This is a genomic window from Paraburkholderia sp. SIMBA_030 (assembly GCF_046535245.1).
GTDB lineage: Bacteria > Pseudomonadota > Gammaproteobacteria > Burkholderiales > Burkholderiaceae > Paraburkholderia.
In genome coordinates, this window is record NZ_JAWRXB010000004.1 from 1 (window position 1) to 20279 (window position 20279).

At 62.9% G+C, this 20279-nt stretch carries 20 protein-coding genes; 7 read left to right on the forward strand and 13 right to left on the reverse strand.

The features are described 5' to 3' along the window. The 3 genes from ilvA to mprF form a co-directional block, all read right to left on the reverse strand. On the reverse strand, positions 1 to 975 hold a 975-nt coding region (ilvA, locus tag SB772_RS07505; protein WP_410832649.1), incomplete at its 3' end, for a threonine ammonia-lyase, biosynthetic. A 433-nt stretch (positions 976 to 1408) separates the two neighbouring features. Then, on the reverse strand, positions 1409 to 2671 hold the full coding sequence (locus SB772_RS07510; RefSeq protein ID WP_410832650.1) for a virulence factor family protein: 1263 nt from the start codon (positions 2669 to 2671) through the stop codon (positions 1409 to 1411). Next, entirely contained in the window at positions 2668 to 5220 is a 2553-nt protein-coding gene (gene mprF, locus SB772_RS07515; RefSeq protein WP_410832651.1) for a bifunctional lysylphosphatidylglycerol flippase/synthetase MprF, read from the reverse strand. The genes SB772_RS07510 and mprF overlap by 4 nt, the downstream gene beginning before the upstream one ends. A gap of 660 nt (positions 5221 to 5880) precedes the next feature. Here mprF and SB772_RS07520 point away from each other — a divergent pair. Further along, a complete protein-coding gene (locus tag SB772_RS07520) occupies positions 5881 to 6363 on the forward strand; it encodes a PaaI family thioesterase (protein ID WP_410832990.1) in 483 nt (160 codons plus the stop codon). A 127-nt stretch (positions 6364 to 6490) separates the two neighbouring features. On the opposite strand, the gene SB772_RS07525 is transcribed toward SB772_RS07520, so the two are convergent. Then, a complete protein-coding gene (locus SB772_RS07525; protein ID WP_410832652.1) occupies positions 6491 to 6646 on the reverse strand; it encodes a hypothetical protein in 156 nt (51 codons plus the stop codon). Positions 6647 to 6874: 228 nt separating this feature from the next. On the opposite strand from SB772_RS07525, the gene SB772_RS07530 reads away from it, so the two are divergent. Next, positions 6875 to 8272, forward strand: coding sequence for an MFS transporter (locus SB772_RS07530; RefSeq protein WP_410832653.1), 1398 nt, complete (start codon positions 6875 to 6877; stop codon positions 8270 to 8272). A gap of 56 nt (positions 8273 to 8328) precedes the next feature. Here SB772_RS07530 and SB772_RS07535 read toward each other — a convergent pair whose 3' ends face one another. Next, a complete protein-coding gene (locus SB772_RS07535) occupies positions 8329 to 9378 on the reverse strand; it encodes an NAD(P)/FAD-dependent oxidoreductase (RefSeq protein WP_410832654.1) in 1050 nt (349 codons plus the stop codon). Between the two features lie 253 nt (positions 9379 to 9631). On the opposite strand from SB772_RS07535, the gene SB772_RS07540 reads away from it, so the two are divergent. From SB772_RS07540 to SB772_RS07555, 4 genes are all read left to right on the forward strand, one after another. Next, the gene (locus SB772_RS07540) at positions 9632 to 10069 is read left to right on the forward strand and encodes a carboxymuconolactone decarboxylase family protein (protein ID WP_410832655.1); all 438 of its coding nucleotides are present in this window, start codon (positions 9632 to 9634) and stop codon (positions 10067 to 10069) included. Between the two features lie 343 nt (positions 10070 to 10412). Next, on the forward strand, positions 10413 to 10739 hold the full coding sequence (locus SB772_RS07545; RefSeq protein ID WP_410832991.1) for a hypothetical protein: 327 nt from the start codon (positions 10413 to 10415) through the stop codon (positions 10737 to 10739). 177 nt (positions 10740 to 10916) lie between these two features. After that, entirely contained in the window at positions 10917 to 11714 is a 798-nt protein-coding gene (locus SB772_RS07550) for an alpha/beta hydrolase (protein ID WP_410832656.1), read from the forward strand. Between the two features lie 3 nt (positions 11715 to 11717). After that, positions 11718 to 12059, forward strand: coding sequence for a hypothetical protein (locus SB772_RS07555; RefSeq protein ID WP_410832657.1), 342 nt, complete (start codon positions 11718 to 11720; stop codon positions 12057 to 12059). Between the two features lie 487 nt (positions 12060 to 12546). On the opposite strand, the gene SB772_RS07560 is transcribed toward SB772_RS07555, so the two are convergent. The 8 genes from SB772_RS07560 to SB772_RS07595 form a co-directional block, all read right to left on the reverse strand. After that, positions 12547 to 13359, reverse strand: a complete 813-nt coding sequence (locus SB772_RS07560; RefSeq protein WP_410832658.1) for a sugar phosphate isomerase/epimerase family protein — start codon at positions 13357 to 13359, stop codon at positions 12547 to 12549. Positions 13360 to 13374: 15 nt separating this feature from the next. Further along, positions 13375 to 14439 carry a 4-hydroxy-2-oxovalerate aldolase gene (gene dmpG, locus SB772_RS07565; protein ID WP_410832659.1) on the reverse strand — a complete coding sequence of 355 codons (1065 nt, stop codon included), beginning with the start codon at positions 14437 to 14439 and terminating at the stop codon, positions 13375 to 13377. Further along, positions 14440 to 15399 carry an acetaldehyde dehydrogenase (acetylating) gene (locus SB772_RS07570; protein WP_410832660.1) on the reverse strand — a complete coding sequence of 320 codons (960 nt, stop codon included), beginning with the start codon at positions 15397 to 15399 and terminating at the stop codon, positions 14440 to 14442. Between the two features lie 78 nt (positions 15400 to 15477). Then, on the reverse strand, positions 15478 to 16245 hold the full coding sequence (locus SB772_RS07575; protein WP_410832661.1) for a 2-keto-4-pentenoate hydratase: 768 nt from the start codon (positions 16243 to 16245) through the stop codon (positions 15478 to 15480). Next, positions 16245 to 17060: a 2-keto-4-pentenoate hydratase gene (locus SB772_RS07580; RefSeq protein WP_410832662.1), complete on the reverse strand. Its 816-nt coding sequence runs from the start codon at positions 17058 to 17060 to the stop codon at positions 16245 to 16247. The genes SB772_RS07575 and SB772_RS07580 overlap by 1 nt, the downstream gene beginning before the upstream one ends. Beyond that, the gene (locus SB772_RS07585; protein ID WP_410832663.1) at positions 17057 to 17269 is read right to left on the reverse strand and encodes a tautomerase family protein; all 213 of its coding nucleotides are present in this window, start codon (positions 17267 to 17269) and stop codon (positions 17057 to 17059) included. The genes SB772_RS07580 and SB772_RS07585 overlap by 4 nt, the downstream gene beginning before the upstream one ends. Before the next feature lie 31 nt (positions 17270 to 17300). Further along, positions 17301 to 18056: a transporter substrate-binding domain-containing protein gene (locus SB772_RS07590; RefSeq protein WP_410832664.1), complete on the reverse strand. Its 756-nt coding sequence runs from the start codon at positions 18054 to 18056 to the stop codon at positions 17301 to 17303. After that, positions 18053 to 18997: a dioxygenase gene (locus tag SB772_RS07595; protein WP_410832665.1), complete on the reverse strand. Its 945-nt coding sequence runs from the start codon at positions 18995 to 18997 to the stop codon at positions 18053 to 18055. The genes SB772_RS07590 and SB772_RS07595 overlap by 4 nt, the downstream gene beginning before the upstream one ends. Before the next feature lie 212 nt (positions 18998 to 19209). Here SB772_RS07595 and SB772_RS07600 point away from each other — a divergent pair, with 212 nt between their 5' ends. Beyond that, a complete protein-coding gene (locus SB772_RS07600; RefSeq protein ID WP_410832666.1) occupies positions 19210 to 20115 on the forward strand; it encodes a LysR substrate-binding domain-containing protein in 906 nt (301 codons plus the stop codon). The last annotated feature ends 164 nt before the right edge of the window (positions 20116 to 20279 follow it).

Genomic DNA, 20279 nt, shown 5'->3' on the forward strand with positions numbered 1-20279 from the left:
GGACGTGATCGCGATCAGCGTCTGGTTCTCGATGCCCTCGCGCTCGGCGTACTGTTTCGCGCCCGCCACGGCGAGCGAGCCGGCGGGCTCCAGCACGCTGCGGGTGTCCTGGAACACGTCCTTGATCGCGGCACACAGCGCATCGGTATCCACGAGCAGCACGTCGTCGAGATATTCACGGCACAGGCGGAAGGTTTCCTCGCCGACCAGCTTCACCGCCGTGCCGTCCGAAAACAGGCCGACTTCATTCAGCGTGACGCGCTCGCCGGCTTTCAGCGACGCCGCCATCGCGCACGAATCGTCCGTCTGCACGCCGATCACCCTGATCTCCGGGCGCACCGATTTCACATACGCGGCCACCCCCGCCGCCAGCCCGCCGCCGCCGATCGGCACGAAGATCGCGTGGATCGGCCCCTGATGCTGGCTGAGAATCTCCATCGCGACCGTGCCCTGGCCGGCGATCACATACGGATCGTCGAACGGATGCACGAAGGTCAGCCCGCGCGCTTCCTGCAAAGTGAGCGCATGTGCGTACGCATCGCTATACGACTCGCCGAACTGCACCACTTCGACCGTCGGGCCGCCATGCGCGCGCACCGCATCGACCTTCACCTGCGGGGTGGTCACCGGCACGACGATGATCGCCTTCACGCCCATGCGCGCCGCCGACAGCGCCACGCCCTGCGCATGATTGCCCGCCGACGCGGTAATCACCCCACGCTCCAGCGCCCCGGCCGGAATATGCGCCATCTTGTTGTATGCGCCGCGCACCTTGAAGGAGAACACCGGCTGGTTGTCCTCGCGCTTCAGATAGACGGGATTGCGCAACCGTGCCGACAGATTCGGCGCACGCTCGAGTTCGGTCTCGCGGGCCACGTCGTAGACGCGCGCGGTCAGGGTTTTCTTCAGGTAGTCGTGCCTGAGAGCCACGCTGTCAGCGGCTTCGACAACCTGTTTGAGTTCGTATAGCGGCAAGGCAAGCTCCTATGTGGCAAAGAAAAATCACCAGAGACACCCAGGAGACGGCCATAAAAAAACCCGCCTCGTGGGGCGGGTTGATGTCACTGCTATCAGACGCGCGCTAACCCACCATTCGATGAATGGTGCTAATAATCAGCGCAATACGGATGTCGAGGCAGTTCATGGCGCATGATCTTCGTTGACCTGGCCGGCTTTGTCAATCCCCGCTTTATCGATCTGGCTTTGGCACCTGAGCACGTCGTGCGTCGTTGCCTGTTGCTCGCGCCTCGACTACAAGCACCTGAGCACGTCGTGCGTCATTGCCTGTTGCTCGCGCCTCGACTACAACGCATCGCGGCACCGCCACCGGCGCCGCAAACCTCAGCGCAAGGTGAGTGCTGCTGCGCCTGCGCGACGCGCAAATCGGCGGCGCTTTCATGCAGCGTACTTATTCGCGTATACCGCTTTGCTTTCTGAAGGCGCTGAGAATGCGCCGTTCCAGCGCGTTGTAATCGCGACCGAAGTGATGGTCGCCCGACGTGCGAACGACTTCGACGCCGGTGCTGGCCAGCGCCGGACACAAGGTGTCTTTTTCATTCTCGCCGTAGAAGCACTGCACGATCGCAGGCGGCACGCGGGTCAATTCCGGCTGCGCCTTCAGGGCCTTATCGCTCGCCGGCATGCCGAGCCAGCCGCCGACACGGATCTGAAAATCGGCGTCGGGCGCGAAGCCGAGCAGCGAGATCAGCGACACCTTCGCGCGCAGCGCGTCAGGCAACCGCTTATAGGCGAACGGCATCACGTCGGCACCGAACGAATAGCCGACCAGCGCAACGTGGTTCGCATGCCAGCGCGCGCCATAGGTTTGCATCACGCGCGCGAGGTCGCGGCTCGTCTGCGCGGGCGTCTTTTCGCTCCAGAAATAGCGCAGGCTGTCCAGGCCGATCACCGAGACGCCGTCTTTCTGCAAGGCCTGGGCAATGGTCTTGTCGAGATCGCGCCAGCCGCCGTCGCCCGAGATCACGATCGCCATCAGCCCGTTCGGATGCGCCGCGGGCAACTCGATCAGCGGCAGATCGGAGACGTCGTCCTCGTTCGCCGACACCGCGCGCAGATGCGGCGCGATCAACGCGACGAGGCGCGCGCGATCGGCCGTGCCTGTCGAGGCTGTCTCGACGAAGCCCGGCACCTTGTCGCGAATCACCGTTGGGTCCGGCGGGCACGGTTGAAAGCGCGGGTCCAGATCGCGCTCTCCATCCACCGCGACCGCGCCGGCGATCGTGTTCGACGGCGCCTGCTCGAGCACATGCATCGCGAGCGTCGCGCCCTGGCCGGTGCCGGCGACGATCGGCGCGAAATACCGGCTCGATTGCGATTGCCGTTCAAGCTGGTGACTCAACGCTTCGGCGTCGCCTACCAGTTGATGGCACGCCTCTTTTTTAGCGCTCAGGTTTGCTGCATAACGCGCCGTATCCACGCCGACCGTCAGCGCGCCGGCCTTGGCGAGCGCATCGGCGCTCTGCTGATCGGCGGCGCTCCAGCCGCCCGCTTGCGAGTACAGCACCACGAAGCCGCGCAACGGGCCAACCGGCTGCGTGACCGACACGTCGCCGTAGCGGCCACCGGATACGGTGGCGGCCGCTTGCGCGCCCGCGCCGCAAAGAACGAGGCTCGCCGCTACGGCGAGCCTGAAAACCGGATGCAATGTCATGAACGCCGGCCTCCTGCCAGCAATGACAGGTCCGCCAGCGTGAAGAACACGCCCATCGAACCCGACGCCGCGAGATAGCGCGGCTCCCAATGCGGCTGGAACTTGCTCTTGAAAGCGCGCAGTCCGCGGAAGTTGTAGAAGCGGCCGCCGAAGCGCCACACGATTCCCGCCAGCCGGTGCCAGCGCGACGCGAGCGGCGTGGGCTGCATGCCGGAGAGCGGCGCGATGCCGAGACTGAGCGAACGGAAACCTGCCTGCTTCAGATGCAGCGCCAGCTGCGTGAACAGATATTCCATCGCATACGGCGATGCGGCCTCGACGTGACGCATCACGCCGACTGTCGCTTCGGTGTTCAGATCGGTCGTCATGAAGGTCACGAACGCGGCCGGCTCGCCGTTCTGGCGCACCAGCATGACGGACTGCGCGGCGAGATACTCGTCGGTAAACGCCGCCACCGAGAAGCTTTTCTCGCGCGCGTCGCGGCTGTCGAGCCAGCCGTCCGAAATCTGCCGCAACGTCTCGATCGCAGCGGGCACGTCGGCCTGATCGATCACTTCGACGGTAAAGCCATCGCGTTCGCCGCGTTTGAGCGCATAGCGAAGATGCGCGCGATGCGAGCCCTTCAGGTCGAAATCGTCGAGCACCACGTGGGCTTCTTCGCCGAGCTTCATTAGCGTGAGGCCGGCGTCGAGATACAACGGCAACGCATTCGCCCGCACCTGATAGAACGCCGCGCGGCCACCGTGCGTGTGCGCGAGCGCGACGAACTTGCTGATGAGGCCGGCCCACTCTTCGCGCGGACCGACCGGATCGTGCAGCGCCGCCCACGTACGGCCGTTTTTCGCGTACATCAGGAAGGCCTCGCGCGACTCGGAGAACAGGAAACTCTTGTCGCCCATCAGCGCGAGACCGGCGTCGCTGCGCTCCTGCGCGCGCACGATGCGCGCCGCGTCCAGCAGATCTTCTTGCGCGGGCTTGACGAAGCGGCCCGGCGCCGGGCGCAGCAACTGCCAGAACGCGAAAGTGGCGGCGAAGACGCTCGCGGCCAGCGTCGCGCGCAATGCCCGCGGCGCGCGTTCGTCGAAGGCGAATTGCCACCACAGATCTTGCGTGTACGGCACATCGCGGAACGCAAACAGCATCACCCACACGGCCAGCATCAGCACCATCGCCACCGATACCAGCCAGCCGGACGTAAAGCGCTCGGCAAACAGCGACGAATGACGGTTGAAACGACCGCGCGTCAACAACAGCAGCGCGATCAGCATGCCGAGCACGCCCGCTTCGACGAACGCGAGACCTTTCGTCAGCGACAGCGCGAGGCTCAGCACCGCCAGCAGCAATGTCATCCACCACGCGGCATCCAGGCGCCGCAGCAAACCGCGCGCGACGAACAGCAGCAGCACGCCGAGCACGCTGCACAGCATCTGCGAGCTTTCGAGCACCCACAGCGGCAGCACGTCGCGCAGAATCTGAATGCGTTGCCAGAACGCGGGCGTCGCGCTGGAGATCACCAGCATGCCGCCGACCACAAAGGTCACGAGGCTCAGGAACAGCGGCGCGAGTTTCGACGCTTGCGCCGCGTGATGCAACGGCAAGCGGCGTTTCAGCGCGCGTCCCTCGAAGCCGGCGAGCAGTCCCGCCGACACGATCAGCGGCACGCCGAAGTAGATCGCGCGATACGCGAGCAGCGCCGCGACCATCTGATGCGTTTGCACGCTGCCGTTCAGCGTGAACACCATCGCCGCTTCGAACACACCGACACCACCAGGCGTGTGGCCGATCATGCCAAGCAGCATCGCAGCGGCATAGACCGCGATGAAGGTCACGAAGCTCACGTCCGCATGCGGCAGCAGCGCCCACAGCGCGAGGCCCGCGGCCACCACGTCGAGTACGGCGAGGCCCAGCTGGGCGAGCAGATCGCGGCGCGCCGGAATATCGAACGACAGCCACTGCCAGCGCGTGCGGATCGGACGCGTTTCGCTGCGGCACGCGGCGGCCGCGAGGCCGAGCACGGCCAATAGCGCCGCGCCGCTCCAGCCGAGCGCGAGCGGCGCGAGATGCAGCATCGACGCAAGCGGACCGGCCGCGCACACCATGCCGAGCGCCGTCATCAGCACCAGCGCGAGCGCCAGTGAGACGCTCGTGAACACCGTCATGCGGCCGATCTGCGCGGGCGTGACGCTCGCGACGCCATAGACGCGCGCGCGTACCGCCCCGCCCGTCAACGCACCGAAGCCGGTCGCATTGCCCAGTGCGGAACCGGCGGTCGCGCCGATCCACAACGCCGCGCGCGGCACCACGGCGCCGAGGTAACGCAGGCCGATCGCATCGCGGCCGACCAGCGCGACGTAACTGAGCGCGGTCGCGCCAAGCGACGCGGCCCATTCGGCCGCGCTCAGGTGGCACAACTGGCGTATCAGCGAGCGGTAGTCGACAGCTTGCGACAGATGCTGCAAGACGATCAGCAGCAGCCCGCAGATGACGAGCGCGAGCACAGGCGAGAGGATGCCCCGGTTGCCGAGCGTCTTCGATACACGGTCGAACATCGCGCCTAGCCGGTCGGATTTATTGTTATATCGGTGGAACATAGGTCAGTGCGGCCTTGCTTGGTGCTGGCTTGCTATCGCAGCGACGGGTCGTCTGCCACGGCGTCGCCCTACTACGGCGATTACAAATGGATAACGGCACAATCTCGAAAAGGTTGACAACGTAAGGCGGTGCGTAGGGATTTATCGCGGCCGGGGAAGGCAAAGCGAAATAAGGCCGACGGCTCGGCGGCGTGCCTGGCGACGTAATACGCGTTGGTAAACGGTCGAAATTGCCGGCTGGCCTGCCGGTGTCGACCACAGAATCGCACAGGGGGCAGGATTCTAAACGCTAATTGCGACCGGGGAGATGAAGATTCGAGATCATGTCGATGACGCGCGGTCGGCAACATCGCAATTGCGCTAGGTCTGCCTGCTGGACCTGCCCGTTTAAGCCGCGCGATGATCCTGAAGCGGCGGAGCTTCGAAAGGGCTCGACTGAATACTTCGCAGATGGCTTCCAGAGGCGGCCCTCGAGCGGCCCGACGCGTTTTGATGCTCTAATCGACGGCAATGCATCGAATGACGACGCATGCTTTCCACTGGGACAGGAGACACGGATTGACGAACGAACAGCAACTCGAACGCTGGCTCGCGCAGGAGCAGGAAGTATTGGCGAAAATGAACGCTGGCCCCGGCCCCGGCGTTGCAACGCCTGAACAGGTCGCGGGCAAGAGCGGCCTCGAAATCATGCAGGCCATGATGAATGCCGAGCTGCCGTACGCCGCGATCGCGCGCACGCTCGACTTCACGATCGTCGAAGTTAATGCGGGACACACGGTATTTCAGGGCACGCCGCTCGCGCAGCATCTGAATCCCTTGGGAACCGTGCATGGCGGCTGGATCGCGACGCTGCTCGATTCCGCGCTAGGCTGCTCGGTGCATACGATGATGCCGCCAGGCCGCGGCTACACCACGGCCGAGCTGAGCGTGAACTACGTGAAAGCGCTGACGCCGCGCGTGCAGCGCGTGCGTGCGGAAGGCAAGGTAATTCATTGCGGACGCCAACTGGCGACGGCGGAAGCGCGCCTCGTCGGACCCGACGGCACACTGTACGCGCATGCCACAACGACCTGCCTCGTGTTCGAGATTCCCAGCCGTTGATTCCCAGCCTTCCCTACCGCCAGGACGTGCGCGGGCGCTGATCCCGTGCGCCTGTTTTCAGCCGCCGGCCGGCGCGGCCGTTACCGCGAGTGCGGCAATGACCGCGATTGCTATGCCTACCGCGCGCTTACTGCGGGCGGCGATGCGCTTCGGCGAGCACAGCGCAGGTCTGTAGATGCAGGTTCAGCGCGCGCAACGCGAGGGCGCGCAGTTTGCCGAGCCAGGTGCTGTTAGCGGCGACGGTGGCAGCGCGGGCAGTCTTGGTGTTGGAAGCGGTGTTCATCGTGGACTCCTATATAGGGTTTATACCTAGGCAATAACCCGATTATAGTCTCCTGATGCCGCACCGCAACAAAAAATAAACATGCGCTCAGGCTGTTGTGCCCCGGTCACATCCGCTAGTACACCGTCAAAAAAGGACCGCATCAGACCGCCGGCTTATTAGCAACCCGCACCGTACAGGTGCAATAATCACACCTTTGCCCGCGCCAGCCCGCCGCAGCCCGCCTCCATGACGCTCGCCCAGAAAGCTCTGATTGCGCCTCTCATCGTCGCGTGCGCGATGTTCATGGAAAGTGTCGATGCAAACGTGATCGTTACCGCGTTGCCGGCGATGGCGCGTGACTTCGGCCGCGATCCGGTCACGCTGAAGATCGCGGTAACGAGTTACGTGCTCGGCCTCGGCGTTTTCATTCCGGTGTGCGGCTGGCTCGCCGACCGTTTCGGCGCGCGCACCATCTTCCGCACGGCGATCGGCATCTTCGTGACCGGGTCGTTGCTGTGCGCGGCGTCGAACTCGCTGGCCACCTTCACGCTCGCGCGTTTCGTCCAGGGCGTGGGCGGCGCGATGATGGTGCCGGTCGGCCGGATCATCATCTTCCGCGTCGTGCACAAATCCGACTTCATCCGCGCGATGAATTATCTGAGTGTCCCCGCGATGCTCGGCCCCGCCGCGGGGCCGTTGCTCGGCGGCTTCATCACCACCTATCTGCACTGGCGCCTGATCTTTTTCATCAACGTGCCGATCGGCATTCTCGGCATCTATCTGACCAACCGGCATATCGCCAACACGCGCGAACCAGACCCCGGTCCGCTCGACTGGATCGGCTTCTTTCTGTCTGTGGCCGGCGCGGTGCTGCTTCTGCTCGGCTTGTCGCTGATCGGTGGCGAGCTGATTTCGAATCGGGACGCGTTCGGCATGTGCGCGTGCGGCGCCGTCCTGCTCGCGGCTTACGTCGCGTATGCTCAGCGCGTCAACCTTCCGTTGCTCGATTTGCGTTTTTTCAAAGTGCCGACCTTCCAGGCGAGCGTGCTCGGCGGGTCGCTGTTTCGCATCGGCCTCGGCGCGCTGCCGTTTCTGCTGCCGCTAATGTTGCAGGAGGGGCACGGGATGAGCGCATTCGAATCCGGCCTCATCACCTGCGCGTCCGCGTTCGGCGGCATGTTCATGCGGGCGATCGCTTCGAGCGTGCTGCATCGCTTTGGCTTCCGCTCGGTTCTCGTGGGCAATGCCGCGCTGTCCGGGCTGTCGATTGCGGCGTGCGGTCTGTTTTTCCCCGGCACGCCGGTCTGGATCATCTGGGTGGTCGTGCTGCTCGGCGGCTTTTTCCCTGCGCTGCAATTCACCAGTCTGAACTCGCTGACTTATGCGGAAATTGCCAGCCGCGATGTGGGGCGCGCGACTAGCCTTGGCAGCGTGGTGCAGCAGATGTCGCTCGGGCTCGGGGTAACGATCGGCGGAATCGTGCTGCAGATTTCGCGCGTGCTGCACGGGCATCCGGCGATCGCGTGGTCGGATTTCTGGCCGGCGTTTCTGGTAGTGGGGTTGTGCTCGTTCGCGTCGATTCCGGTTACTTTGCGGATGCCACGAGGGGCCGGCGAGGAGATCGCGCGGGGTGGGCGGGGGTAAGTGTTGCGCGCCGGCGCTGGGGTTTTGCATCTCATCCGGTTTCTACCGCCGCCTCGTCAGTGCGCCGCCGCTACCTTTTCCGCCAGCTTCGCGTCGTAGCTCGAGTGAACGTGCACCCGCTTCTTCTCGGGAAACGCATACGCATAAGCCTTGCGCAGCGCCAGCGACGCCTCGTGAAAGCCGGACAGAATCAGCTTCTGCTTGTTCGGATAGTTGGCGATATCGCCGACCGCGAAGATACCGGGCCGCGAACTTTCGTAGTTGGAGGTATCCACGTCGACGCGGCCACCGTGGATCGACAGGTTCCACTGCGCGATCGGCCCCAGGTCCGCAACCAGCCCGTACAGCACGACGAGTTGCTCGGCTTCGAGCTGCGTTTGCCCGTCGATATGATGCAGTCCGATCGATTTCAACGCGTTGTCCCGCACCGTCAACCCGGAGATCGCACCGACGATAAAGTCCATCTCGCCAGCCTCGACCGCGCGCCGCATCGCAGCGACGCTGGAATCCGCCGCGCTGAAGCCATTGCGCCGATGCACCAGCGTCACGCGCCGCGCGACCTTGCGCAAAGCAAGCGCCCAGTCGAGCGCGGAATCGCCGCCGCCCGCCACCACGACGGTCTTGTCGGCGAAATCGGCGAGACGCGGCACGCTGTAGTGCACATGACGCGTTTCCAGCGGTACGGCTTCGGCGAGCGCCAGCTTCTGCGGGACGAACGCACCGTTGCCGGCGGCGAGCAGAATCGCCGCGACGTCGAACGCGAGGCCGCGATCGGTGCGCACGGTCCAGCGCCCGTCGCCGCGCTGTTCGACCGACTGGACCCGCTGTTCCAGGTGGATGGGCACGTCGAACGGCTTGCACTGCACCATCAAACGCTCCACCAGTTCGCGCGCGGTACATGACGGAATCGCGGGAATGTCGTAGATCGGCTTGTCGGGATACAGTTCCGTACATTGCCCGCCGATCTTGCCGAGCGCATCGACGATCTGGCACGACAGCCCGATCACGCCCGCCTCGAAAGCGGCGAAGAGGCCCACGGGCCCGGCGCCGACGATCAGGACATCGGAGCGAATCGGCTGCGGAAGTTGATCTGCGTGGGGCGTCATTCGATATCTCTTGGCTAGGTCGATGACCCACCATACAGAATCGCCCAAAGCCCGGCAACGATGCCATTACGCACCGTATGGTCGCTTGGACCATCGACCGGCGGCGCCGGTGCGCGAAGAGCGTGGCTAAAAAGTTGCAGTGAAGTGGCTACCTGAAAATAGCCAAAACTGGTGATTTCCTGAAGCCAGTCTTGCGACTAATCTTCACCTACCGCATCGTTGGATGCGCGCAACCCAAACCCCGGAGTGAATCATGGAGCAACGTCTCGATTTCTACAAAGCTAACCCCGCCGCGATCAAGGCACTGATCGGCGTCGAAGAACGCGTCGGCAAATCGGCTCTCGAAAAATCGCTGACCGAACTGGTCCGCCTGCGTGCTTCGCAGATCAACGGCTGCGCGTATTGCGTCGATATGCACACGGCCGACGCCCGCAAAGGCGGCGAAACGGATCGTCGTCTGGCAACCGTGGTGGTGTGGCGCGAGACGCCGTTTTTCACCGACCGCGAACGCGCGGCGCTCGAATGGACCGAAGCGGTGACGCTGGTGTCGCACGAACATGTGCCCGACGCGGTCTGGAGCGCCGTGCGCCCGCACTTCAGCGACGAAGAACTGGTCGATCTGACGCTTCTGATCGCCGCGATCAACGCCTGGAACCGCTTCGCGATTTCGTTCCGCAAGCTGCCGGCTTGAGTGCCGCCCTGGCGTCCTCGCTGTGCCTGGCCGCGCGTGGCAGTGTGCCTACGAATACCTCGCCGATGCATCCGCGTATCAGGTTCATCATAGCGAATTATTATGGAATCCTGCTGGTATGGTGAGCGTGTCGAAGATTCCGTAGCCGATGCGCAAGCGGAGATCGTTACCGCGATTTATGACCTACACTAGAAACGCGTCTTTCGCGTGCTCGGGTGCTGCTTTGACGCAATGCAACGTCGCCGGCAGCCGATTGAAGCGGGCGAATGGCCGTGGCACGGGCAACACACCGTCATCTGCTGCCCGAATTCATCTGGAACTGGTGTTCAAGAAAGGGGGCATCATGTTGCAAGCCAGTGAAATCCAAAAGCGCTTTACTCATCTGCAGCAAACCGTCAGCGAAGCATCACGGACCTGCCATGCCGACACGGCGATTCCAAAGGACTTGATGAACTGGGTGGATGAGCTCGATAAGGAATGCAAATCGGCAAAGAAGATCATGTCGTCCAAGGATGAAGATCGAATCCGGCAGTGTGTCGACGATCTCGAACGGATCGGTAATCGTGCAGAGCGCGCTTGCCAACAGGCCGGCAGTCTCGATGCCAGGATCATGGATGCAGTCAGTTCGATGCATTCGGAACTTTCTGACCTGAAGCGACAACTGCACTGACCTACTTGACGGCCCCGGTCCAACCCGCCGGGGCTATTTACACCTCAGCACCATCAAGACGCGCAGCAACGCATCCGCTTGACGCGCGGCCGTTTGCTTCCGCTTGACTGCCGTGCCCGATTGCGGACGAGTTCATCGCGGCACTGTAACGGGGATTGATGGATCGGGCTCGATGCGATGAAATTCACCGGGTTGATGCTGCGTCTCGCCGTCGCGTATCTGACCGTGTTCGCAGGAGTCGCCATCTTGCAGGATCGATTTATCTACTTCCCTGAGAAGGCCGCAATCGAGGACCTCGCGTCCGGCGGACTTCGCGCCTGGCCGACACCTGAGGCGTTTCGGGGCCTCGTGGCCGAACCGGCCGGCAAGGCGTGCGGCACGGCCATCGTCTTTCACGGCAATGCAGGGCACGCCGGGCACCGTTCGTTCTACGCCGCGGCGCTCACCCGGCTTAGGCTACGCGTGATCCTCGCCGAATATCCTGGCTACGGGCCACGCGACGGCGCGCCGGGCGAAGAGAGTCTGGTGGCCGATGCCCAAAAGACCATCGTGCTTGCGCATCGCCTCTACGGCACGCCGCTGCTGCTCATCGGTGAATCGCTCGGGGCCGGCGTGGTGGCCGCGGCCGGCTCGCGCGAACGCGACAAGACTACCGGCTTGCTGCTCATCACACCATGGGATCGGCTCGAACATGTCGCCGCTTACCACTATCCGTGGCTCCCCGTGAAGTGGCTGCTGCGCGACCGATACGACAGCGTGACACATCTGGCGTCGTTCGATCGCCCTGTTCTCGTCGTGGTTGCGGAAAGCGACACCATCGTCCCCGCGCGCTTCGGCGAGGCGCTCTACAACGCACTGGCCGATCCGAAAAAACTGATGGTCGTAAAGGCGGCTGGACATAACGACTGGATTGGGCACGTCGACGATACCTGGTGGCAGGAGGCGATCGGCTTCCTGCTCCCGCCTTGCCATTGAAATATGAAATCCCGCTCTGTCCCGCCCAGGTGGGAACGATTCTACGTCCTCGATGAGAAGAACAGGCCTGTCGAGGTGTTCGACCGCAGCGAGTGGTCGCGCTGGATGTCTGAGAATGAACTGATTTTCCGCCGCACGTTGCTGGAAGAATCCGGCGTGACGGTCACGACCCGCTTCCGCGGTATGTCCGAAACGAGTACCGGGGAGGCCCTGTTGTTCGTGACGCGCATCGCCGGAATGCAGGCGCGAGACAACAAGAGCTATGGAGGAGGTACGCTCGATGAGGCGTTGGAGCAGCATGAGCGCATCGTACAGAAAATCCTCCGGATGCTGACCGGGCGGTGATCGGCCTTGTGCGAAGCTTTCCATAAGGCCGAGGATCCGCCGGCTCTTCATTGGAAGCGAGTGCCATTTCTCAACCCCAAAGAGATGTTCGCTTCGCGAGATAGCAGACGTTCGCGCGCGCCCGGAAAATGACACGCCTGGCTGTCCCTTGGAGAGAACGCCATCGACTTCGATACCTCTACGCTGTGCTGCCAACCCTCTTTTACGGATGGCAAAGGACACCGCGCGCAGTAGTCGCCTCCACCTGAATACGTTGGCCGTTGATTTCCCCCGGCGTCAGCCTAGTTTTCACGGCTGGCGGCGAATAGCGCAGCCCTGCAAACGTTGAGGAGTTGAGAAGCAGCAGGATAGCCCGCAGCAATTGGAGCCTGAATGGCCGTGCGCCGTGAAAATTGCGAAATCCACGCTTCGCTAGCCAAGCCACGAGCACGATCGTCTGGAGTAGCGCTTCCGGCATCGCCGTACCCAATCGATATGACGACGGCGTTTACCCCAAATCGTCGACAACATGCTTTGCGGCAGCCAGCGTCCGACGCAATCGCTCGTCCAGTTCGAGCGTCTCGGCGAGCTTGCGGTTGGGCACTTCAAGTCCGAATGGAATGCCCGGCGGCAACGCGGCGACGAACTCGCGCAGCGGCAAGCCGCCCTCGCCCGGCAACAGGCGGTCATAGCGCGCTTCGTCGGAAATAGCCGCCGTGGTTGCGGGCTCCGTCGCGCTGGCGTCACAGAATTGCGCGTACCTGATTCGTGCGGGATCGAGGGCCGCAATGTCGCCAATCTTGCCGCCGCTGCGTATCAGGTGAAAGGGATCGAGCAAAATCGCACCGTTGGCTTGCGCCGCTTCGCTGACGATCGCATTGGCGGCCTGAATGCTGCCGACACCGAGCCACGCCGCAAATTCCAGCGCGCAGGAAGTACCGAACGGTGCAGCCAGTTCGCAAAGCTGCGCGAATTTCTCGACGGCCAGCGAGCGCTCGGCAATATCGATCAGCGTCAAAGCATTGCGCGCGCCGAGACGCTGAGCCGTCTCGAATACACGCTTGAAGTCCTTCACGTCGCGTTCAGGCGTGAGCAGCATGACTTCGATATCCAGCACGTCGAGACCGGTGTCACGTAAGCGAGCTTCCGTCTCGAGCAACATCGGCGAGCTGTCGAACATCGGATGCTGTGCCTCGCCCGCCCGAAACGGGCTGAGGCGCAGACTGACCGCGTCGTAACCCGTGCGGCCCGCCGCCGCCACCAGTTCGGGCGGCGTCAGCTCGATCGCTGTGAGCGGCACGAGAGAATAGAACCGTGTCATCACATTGCCCCTGGTTTAGCCTGCTTCGCTCATGGTCGGCTCGGCGTGCAACTGCTCGTGCGCAACCCGTTTCAGCAGATCAAGTGCGACGTCGACGATCATGTCTTCCTGACCACCCACCATCTTGCGCCGGCCCAGCTCGACAAGAATGTCCACGGTTTTGAGCCCGTACTTGCCTGCCGCCACTTCCGCATGACGCAGGAAGCTCGAATACACGCCCGCGTAGCCGAGCGCGAGTGTTTCGCGGTCCACGCGCACCGGACGGTCCTGCAACGGTCGCACCAGATCGTCCGCCGCATCCATCAGCCGGTACAGATCGCAGCCGTGATTCCAGCCCTGACGCTCCGCAGCCGCGATGAACACTTCCAACGGCGCGTTACCGGCTCCTGCCCCCATGCCCGCAAGACTCGCATCGATGCGATCGCAACCTTCCGCCACCGCCACCAGCGAATTCGCGACGCCAAGGCTCAGGTTGTGATGCGCATGCATGCCGGTCTGCGTTTCCGGCTTCAGCGCGTCCTTGAACGCACGGAAGCGATCGCGGATATCGTTCATGCCGAGCGCGCCGCCCGAGTCCACCACGTACACGCAGGTCGCGCCGTAGCTCTCCATCAGCTTCGCCTGTTCGGCGAGCTTCTGCGGCGTGGTCATGTGACTCATCATCAGGAAGCCGACCGGGTCCATGCCGAGTTCGCGCGCGAATTCCAGATGCTGACGCGAGACGTCTGCTTCGGTGCAGTGCGTGGCGACCCGTACGACGCGCGCGCCGGCGTCGTACGCGTTGCGCAGATCGTGGGTCGTACCGATACCGGGAATCAGCAGCGTTGCAATCTTCGTTGTCTCGACGCTTTCCGCCGCGGCCGCAATCCACTCGACGTCGCTATGCGCACCAAAGCCGTAGTTGAAGCTCGATCCTTCGATACCGTCTCCATGCGCGACTTCGATGCTGTCGACGCCCGCCTTGTCCAATGCCGATGCAATCGCCTTCACGTTCGCGATGCTGTACTGATGGCGAATCGCATGGCTGCCGTCACGCAGCGTGACGTCGGATATGTAGAGTTTTCTATCGAGCGATGTCATTTACACGGCCTCCTTGTGACCACGCGCAATACCGGCCGTAACCCGGCGACGCGCCATCATGTCGCCGCACGCGAGCGCGGCCGAGGTCATGATGTCGAGATTGCCCGCATACGAGGGCAGATAGTGAGCGGCGCCTTCTACTTCGAGGAACACCGAGGTTTTGAGGCCGTGCCTGGGACCGATGCCCGGCACGTTCAGCGGCTGCTCCGGCGAGATCACGTCGAACTGCACCTTCTGCTTCAGACGATAGCCGGGGACATAGGCCTGCACGCTCGCCATCATCTTCGCGATGCTGTCTTCAATCAGTTGCGTATCGATCAGATCGGACAGCACGAACACCGTGTCGCGCATGATCAGCGGCGGCTCGGCGGGATTGAGCACGATGATCGCCTTGCCGCGCGTCGCGCCGCCGAGTATTTCGATCGCGCTGCGCGTGGTCTCGGTGAACTCGTCGATGTTGGCGCGCGTGCCCGGGCCCGCCGACTTGCTCGCGATCGACGCGACGATTTCCGCGTAATGCACCTTCGTGACCCGTGACACCGCAGCGACCATCGGAATCGTCGCCTGGCCGCCGCAGGTGACCATGTTCATGTTGCTGGCGTTTTCGGCTTCGAGATTGATCGCGGGGATCACGTACGGTCCGATTGCCGCGGGCGTGAGGTCGATCACCTGCACGCCGTGCTGTTGAAGCACGTCGTTGTGGCGCTTGTGCGCGCCTGCCGAGGTGGCATCGAACACAATGTCGATGTCTTTGAACACGTCAAGCTTCAGCAAGCCGTCGATACCTTCAGCCGTCGTCGTCACGCCCATGCGTTCAGCTCGCGCGAGGCCGTCCGATTTCGGATCGACGCCGACCATCGCGCCCATTTCGAGGTGTTTGCTGTTGCGCATCACCTTGATCATCAAATCAGTGCCGATGTTGCCCGGCCCGATGATTGCCACCTTTACCTTGTCAGTCATATCCTCTCCGGAACCCTGCTTCATGCCTTGGGAAACGTCGCGCTGCCATCCACGACGCGCTCCGCAATCGGCATCGCCTTACCCTTTGACGTGAAAACCCGCGCTGCCGAGCTGTTCCATGTCGACCGACACGTATTGCCCGGGCTTGATCCACTCGGCCGGCGTCGCGCCACCTGCCATCACGATCCAGCCGGCTTGCAACGGCTCGCCAGCCTGAGCGGACAATCGCGCGGCCGCCACCAGCGAACGCAACGGATGACCGAGCAGCGCCGCAGTAGAGCCGACCTGCACGGCACGGCCGTCGATATTGAGCGTCAGGCCAAGATTGCTGAAGTCGATCTTCGGATCGCACCACGCGCCGATCACGAAGCCGCTCGACGATGCGTTGTCCGCGATCACCTCGGGCAGCGTGAACTTGAAATCCTTGTAGCGCGAATCGATGATCTCGAGTGCCGGTGCAATCGCTTCAACAGCGGCGAGCGCTTGCGGTCCGGTCACGTCACCTTCGAGCGAATGCTTCAGTACGAATGCGATTTCCGGTTCGACGCGCGGATGCACGAAGCGGGAGAAATCAATCGCGGTGCCTTCTTCGATCTGCATGCCTGCGGTGAGGCGACCCCAGATCACATCGGAGAGCCCCATCTGAACCATCTTCGCGCGGCTCGTGAAACCCATCTTCACGCCGACGCGGCGTTCACCCCGCTCTACCCGCCGTTTGATCGACGCGGATTGAATTTCGTAGGCCCGATCCAGCGACAGGCGGCCTTCGGGATCGAACTGGGAGACTTCGGTTGCATAGCGCGCTGCGTCGTCGAGCAGCGTCGCGTATTCGGTAATCGAGTTCATTAGCGTGCCTCGCTCGCGGTTTGCGTGGAATCGGCTTCGAACACGGCGCGCACCGAGCCCAACCCGTTGATGCGCGTCTCGAAGATGTCGCCGGGCGTCACCGCCACCATCGGTCCGAGCGCGCCGGACAGCACCAGGTCACCCGCCAGCAGCGGCGTACCGAGCGCGGCCATCTTGCGCGCCAGCCACACCACCGCATTGATCGGGTTGCCGAGGCAAGCCGCGCCCGCGCCGACCGACACCGGCTCGCCGCGCCGCTCCACTACCATGCCGCACAGCCGAAGGTCGAATTCGGACAGTTTGCGAGGACTGTTACCGAGCACATACGCGGACGACGACGCGTTGTCGGCGATCGTGTCGGTAATGCGGATATTCCAGTTGGCAATCCGGCTGCCGACAATTTCGAGCGCCGGCAGTGCGTAATCGATGGCGTTCAACACATCGAGCTGGCCCGGATTCGGCATCCGCAGATCGTGGCCAATGACGAAGGCGACTTCAGCCTCGATCTTCGGTTGAGTCAGAATGGACGCGGGAATGGGTTCGCCGTCGCCGTAACCCATGTCGTCGAACAACATGCCGAAGTCCGGCTGATCGACGCCCAGTTGTTTCTGCACAGCCGCTGAGGTCAGGCCGACCTTGCAGCCGACAATGCGCCGCCCTTCGGCCACGCGCCGGTCGGTGTTGGCGCGCTGAATCGCGTAGGCGTCTTCAATCGTCAACTGCTCGTAGGTCTCGCGCAACGGCGCGATGTACTGGCCGCTACGCCCGGCCTCGACCAATGCGTTGGCCGCTTGTTCGATCGAATGGGGTGTCATTTTCCGTTCTCCTGTGCGGCTGCGGCGAGCTCGTCCCTGGTTTGATCGCCGACGGCCCAATACGCGGCCGGCGTGACCGTCGCGTACACGCGGATGGTGTTGAGCGGCGCGCCTAGCGTTTCGTGCACCGTGCGGGCCACGGCCTTGACGCACGCCTTGACGGCGGCATCGTCGCGGCCTTCTACGAGTGAAATATGGATGATGGGCATAGCATTCCTGTGTGCGTGACGCGACGTCTGGTTAGCGTGCAGCGGGTGGCGCGACCACTGCCGCCGTCTGGCCGCTAAGCGCAAGCGAAGCGACAACGTTCCCCTGAACTTTCATTTCTTCGATGAATGCAGCGAGCGCTGGCGCTGCTTCGGAGCGATCCTTCGGCACGCCCATCGCCTGGCGAATCGTCATGAAGCTGTCGTCGAGTACGCGCAAGCCCCCACGCGTCGATGCATAACGGCTGACTACCTGGCGTACACCGGCAGCAGCGTCGCAGCCCTGCGTGACGAACGCCTCAAACGCTTCGGCGGCGGTGGCGTGACGCTCGATCCGCGCCTCTTTGAGCGTGCGCGTCAGATAGAGGTCGTACGCGCTGCCCGCACCTACCGTTATGCGCACGCCGCTGCAGTCCACCTGCTCGCTACGCACGAACCGCGACGCATCGCGCACCATGTACGCGCCTTCGATCAGCACATACGGCGGCGTGAAGGCGATCTGTTCGCCGCGCGTCGGATCGATCGCGAGGAATGCGACGTCCCACGCGTTGCTGGCGAGCGCTTCGAACACTTTTCCCGCGGCTTCGAAGGTGACAAATTGCACCTCTGCGTCGAGCCGCCTGGCGAGTTCACGTGCAAGGTCGACGGAAACGCCGCTGAGCTCGCCGTTATCAGCCGAACGCTGCGCGAGCACTGTATTGCCGAGATTGATCGCCGCGCGTAAAACGCCGCCCGGCGCAAGCTGCTCACGTGCCTGCTGAAGTGCCTGCTGAAGCTGAGCGTCGCTCATGACGTGCGCTCCAGCACGGACCACGCCGGGCGCGGACCTTCCGCCTTGCCGGTGATCGGCGGCTTCGGCAATTTGGCCTCGCCTGCTTCGATCCTGAAGTGATGCGCGAGCGAATACCACGGCCCCTGGATATCGTCGGACGGTGTGGGCTCGTTGTCGTGCAACACGTATTGGCCCACCAGCGCCTGCGTCACGCCGAATTGCACGTCGGTATCGAGATTGGGATCGTCGCTCGAATAGACCTGCGAGAACTGGGTCTTGAAGCCGGGCTTGTAGATCATGAAGTGGATGTGCGCCGGACGCATGTTGTGGCGCCCTTGCGCGCGCAACAATTCACCTACCGGTCCCGACAGCGGAATCGGATAACCCGCCGGCTTTACGCTGCGCAAAGCAATGTGGCCTTCGCTATCCGTGGTCAGCTTGCCGCGCAGATTCATGTCGGCCTGCTCCGGGTCCTGATTTTCGTAGAAGCCTTCGGCCGACGTGTGCCATACGTCGACTTCGGCACCTTCCACAGGTTTGCCGTCGACATCGTGCACCCACGCGTCGACAAAGATCGGCACACCGGGGGTCGCCGAACGCACAATCGAGCCGCCGTTTGGCGTGGCGGGCGAGTCCATGCGCCAGAACGGCCCCATCAGGTTTGCGGTCGTTTCGGTCTGGCCGTTATCGCCGTTATTTAGCAGGCAAACCAGCGATGACAAGCCGACCGAACCAGCGGCCAGCACCACCTCGTTGTGCGATGCGCTCGACAATTGCCCGAGCTTTGCGATGAAGCCGCAGGCCTGATGAAATTCAGCTTCAGTCAGTTTTGCGTCGCGTGCGAAGTCATGCAGATGCTGCACCGCGGCCGACATGATTTCGCGAAAGCGCGCGTTGGGCGCGCGGCTGAGTTCTGCGAGAACCGCCTGGGTGACGTCTTTCTGATTGCCGATAATCATGCTGTCTCCAATCGTGTGCGCGCTACGCCGGCTTTTCAGTCGCTACGGACTTTGCGGACGATGCGCTGCTGGACGTGTTGCAGCCATGATGCACGCCAGGCGAACATACCGTCCAATACCAATTTTTAAATTCCTGATACCGTATCGGTATGGCTCCAACCGGGCACTCGATACTCCGCCGGTTTTCGGCATACATCCATGAAAGAGAGACGATGGAACTGAAGCAGATGCGCTATTTTCTGGCCCTCGCGGAGGAACTGAACTTCGGGCGAGCCGCCGAGCGCCTGCACATGGCGCAACCACCGCTCACGCGGAATATCCGGGCACTGGAAGAAGAACTCGGTACCCAGTTATTCATCCGTACGACCAAAGGGGCGGAACTAACGGAAGCGGGTCGTGCACTGCGCGACGAAGTGCCGAACATTCTGGCGCTGTCCCGTCGCGCCGAAGAACAGACCCAACTCGCCGGCAAGGGCTACATGGGCCGGCTCGACGTCGGCATCTTCAGCTCCGGGATCCTGAACGTGATTCCGCGACTGCTCGCCGATTTTCATACCGGGAGGCCCGAGGTAAAAATCGGCTTGCACAACATGTCGAAGGCGGAGCAGATCGCGGCGCTTCGGGAGCGGCGCATCACGATCGGCTTTAACCGGCTGGTGCCGAACGAACCGGATATCGCCGTCGACTGGGTACAGCGCGAGCCGTTTCTGGTGGCGCTCTACGAGGGGCATCCGCTATGCGGGAAGAAAACCGTGACGCTGCTCGACCTCGACAACGAGCGCATGATTCTGTACCCCAATGCACCGGTGCATGGGCTCGCTCAGGAGGTCACGGCCGCATTTCGTGCGGAAGGCGTCCGTTTGCGCGTTGAACAGGAAGTGGAGGACGTCGTGACGTGCATCGCGCTGGTTGCGAGCCGATTCGGCGTGTGTGTGACGACGGAGTCAGCGGTCAACCTGCGCTTGCCCGGCGTGGTGTATCGACCGCTTAAGTCAGCTCAGTTGCGGGAGATCGAGTTGAGTTGCCTGTATCGACGCGAAGACACCTCGCCGATCTTGCAAGCCTTTCTCAAGTTGATACGATCGTCCCGCTCGAAACATGTCCACGTGAAGCGCTGAACGTAGCAGCCACGCTGATTCCAGCCGGGTGAGTTGGTGGAATGGAGAGCGAGCTGTCCTTGCATGGCAATTTTCCGCACGTATTGAATGAATTGATCTTCTCGATAAGCGGCCCGAACCCGATAATGGGTTGACGACCAACCGCCCGGCGGTCTGGTACGCAC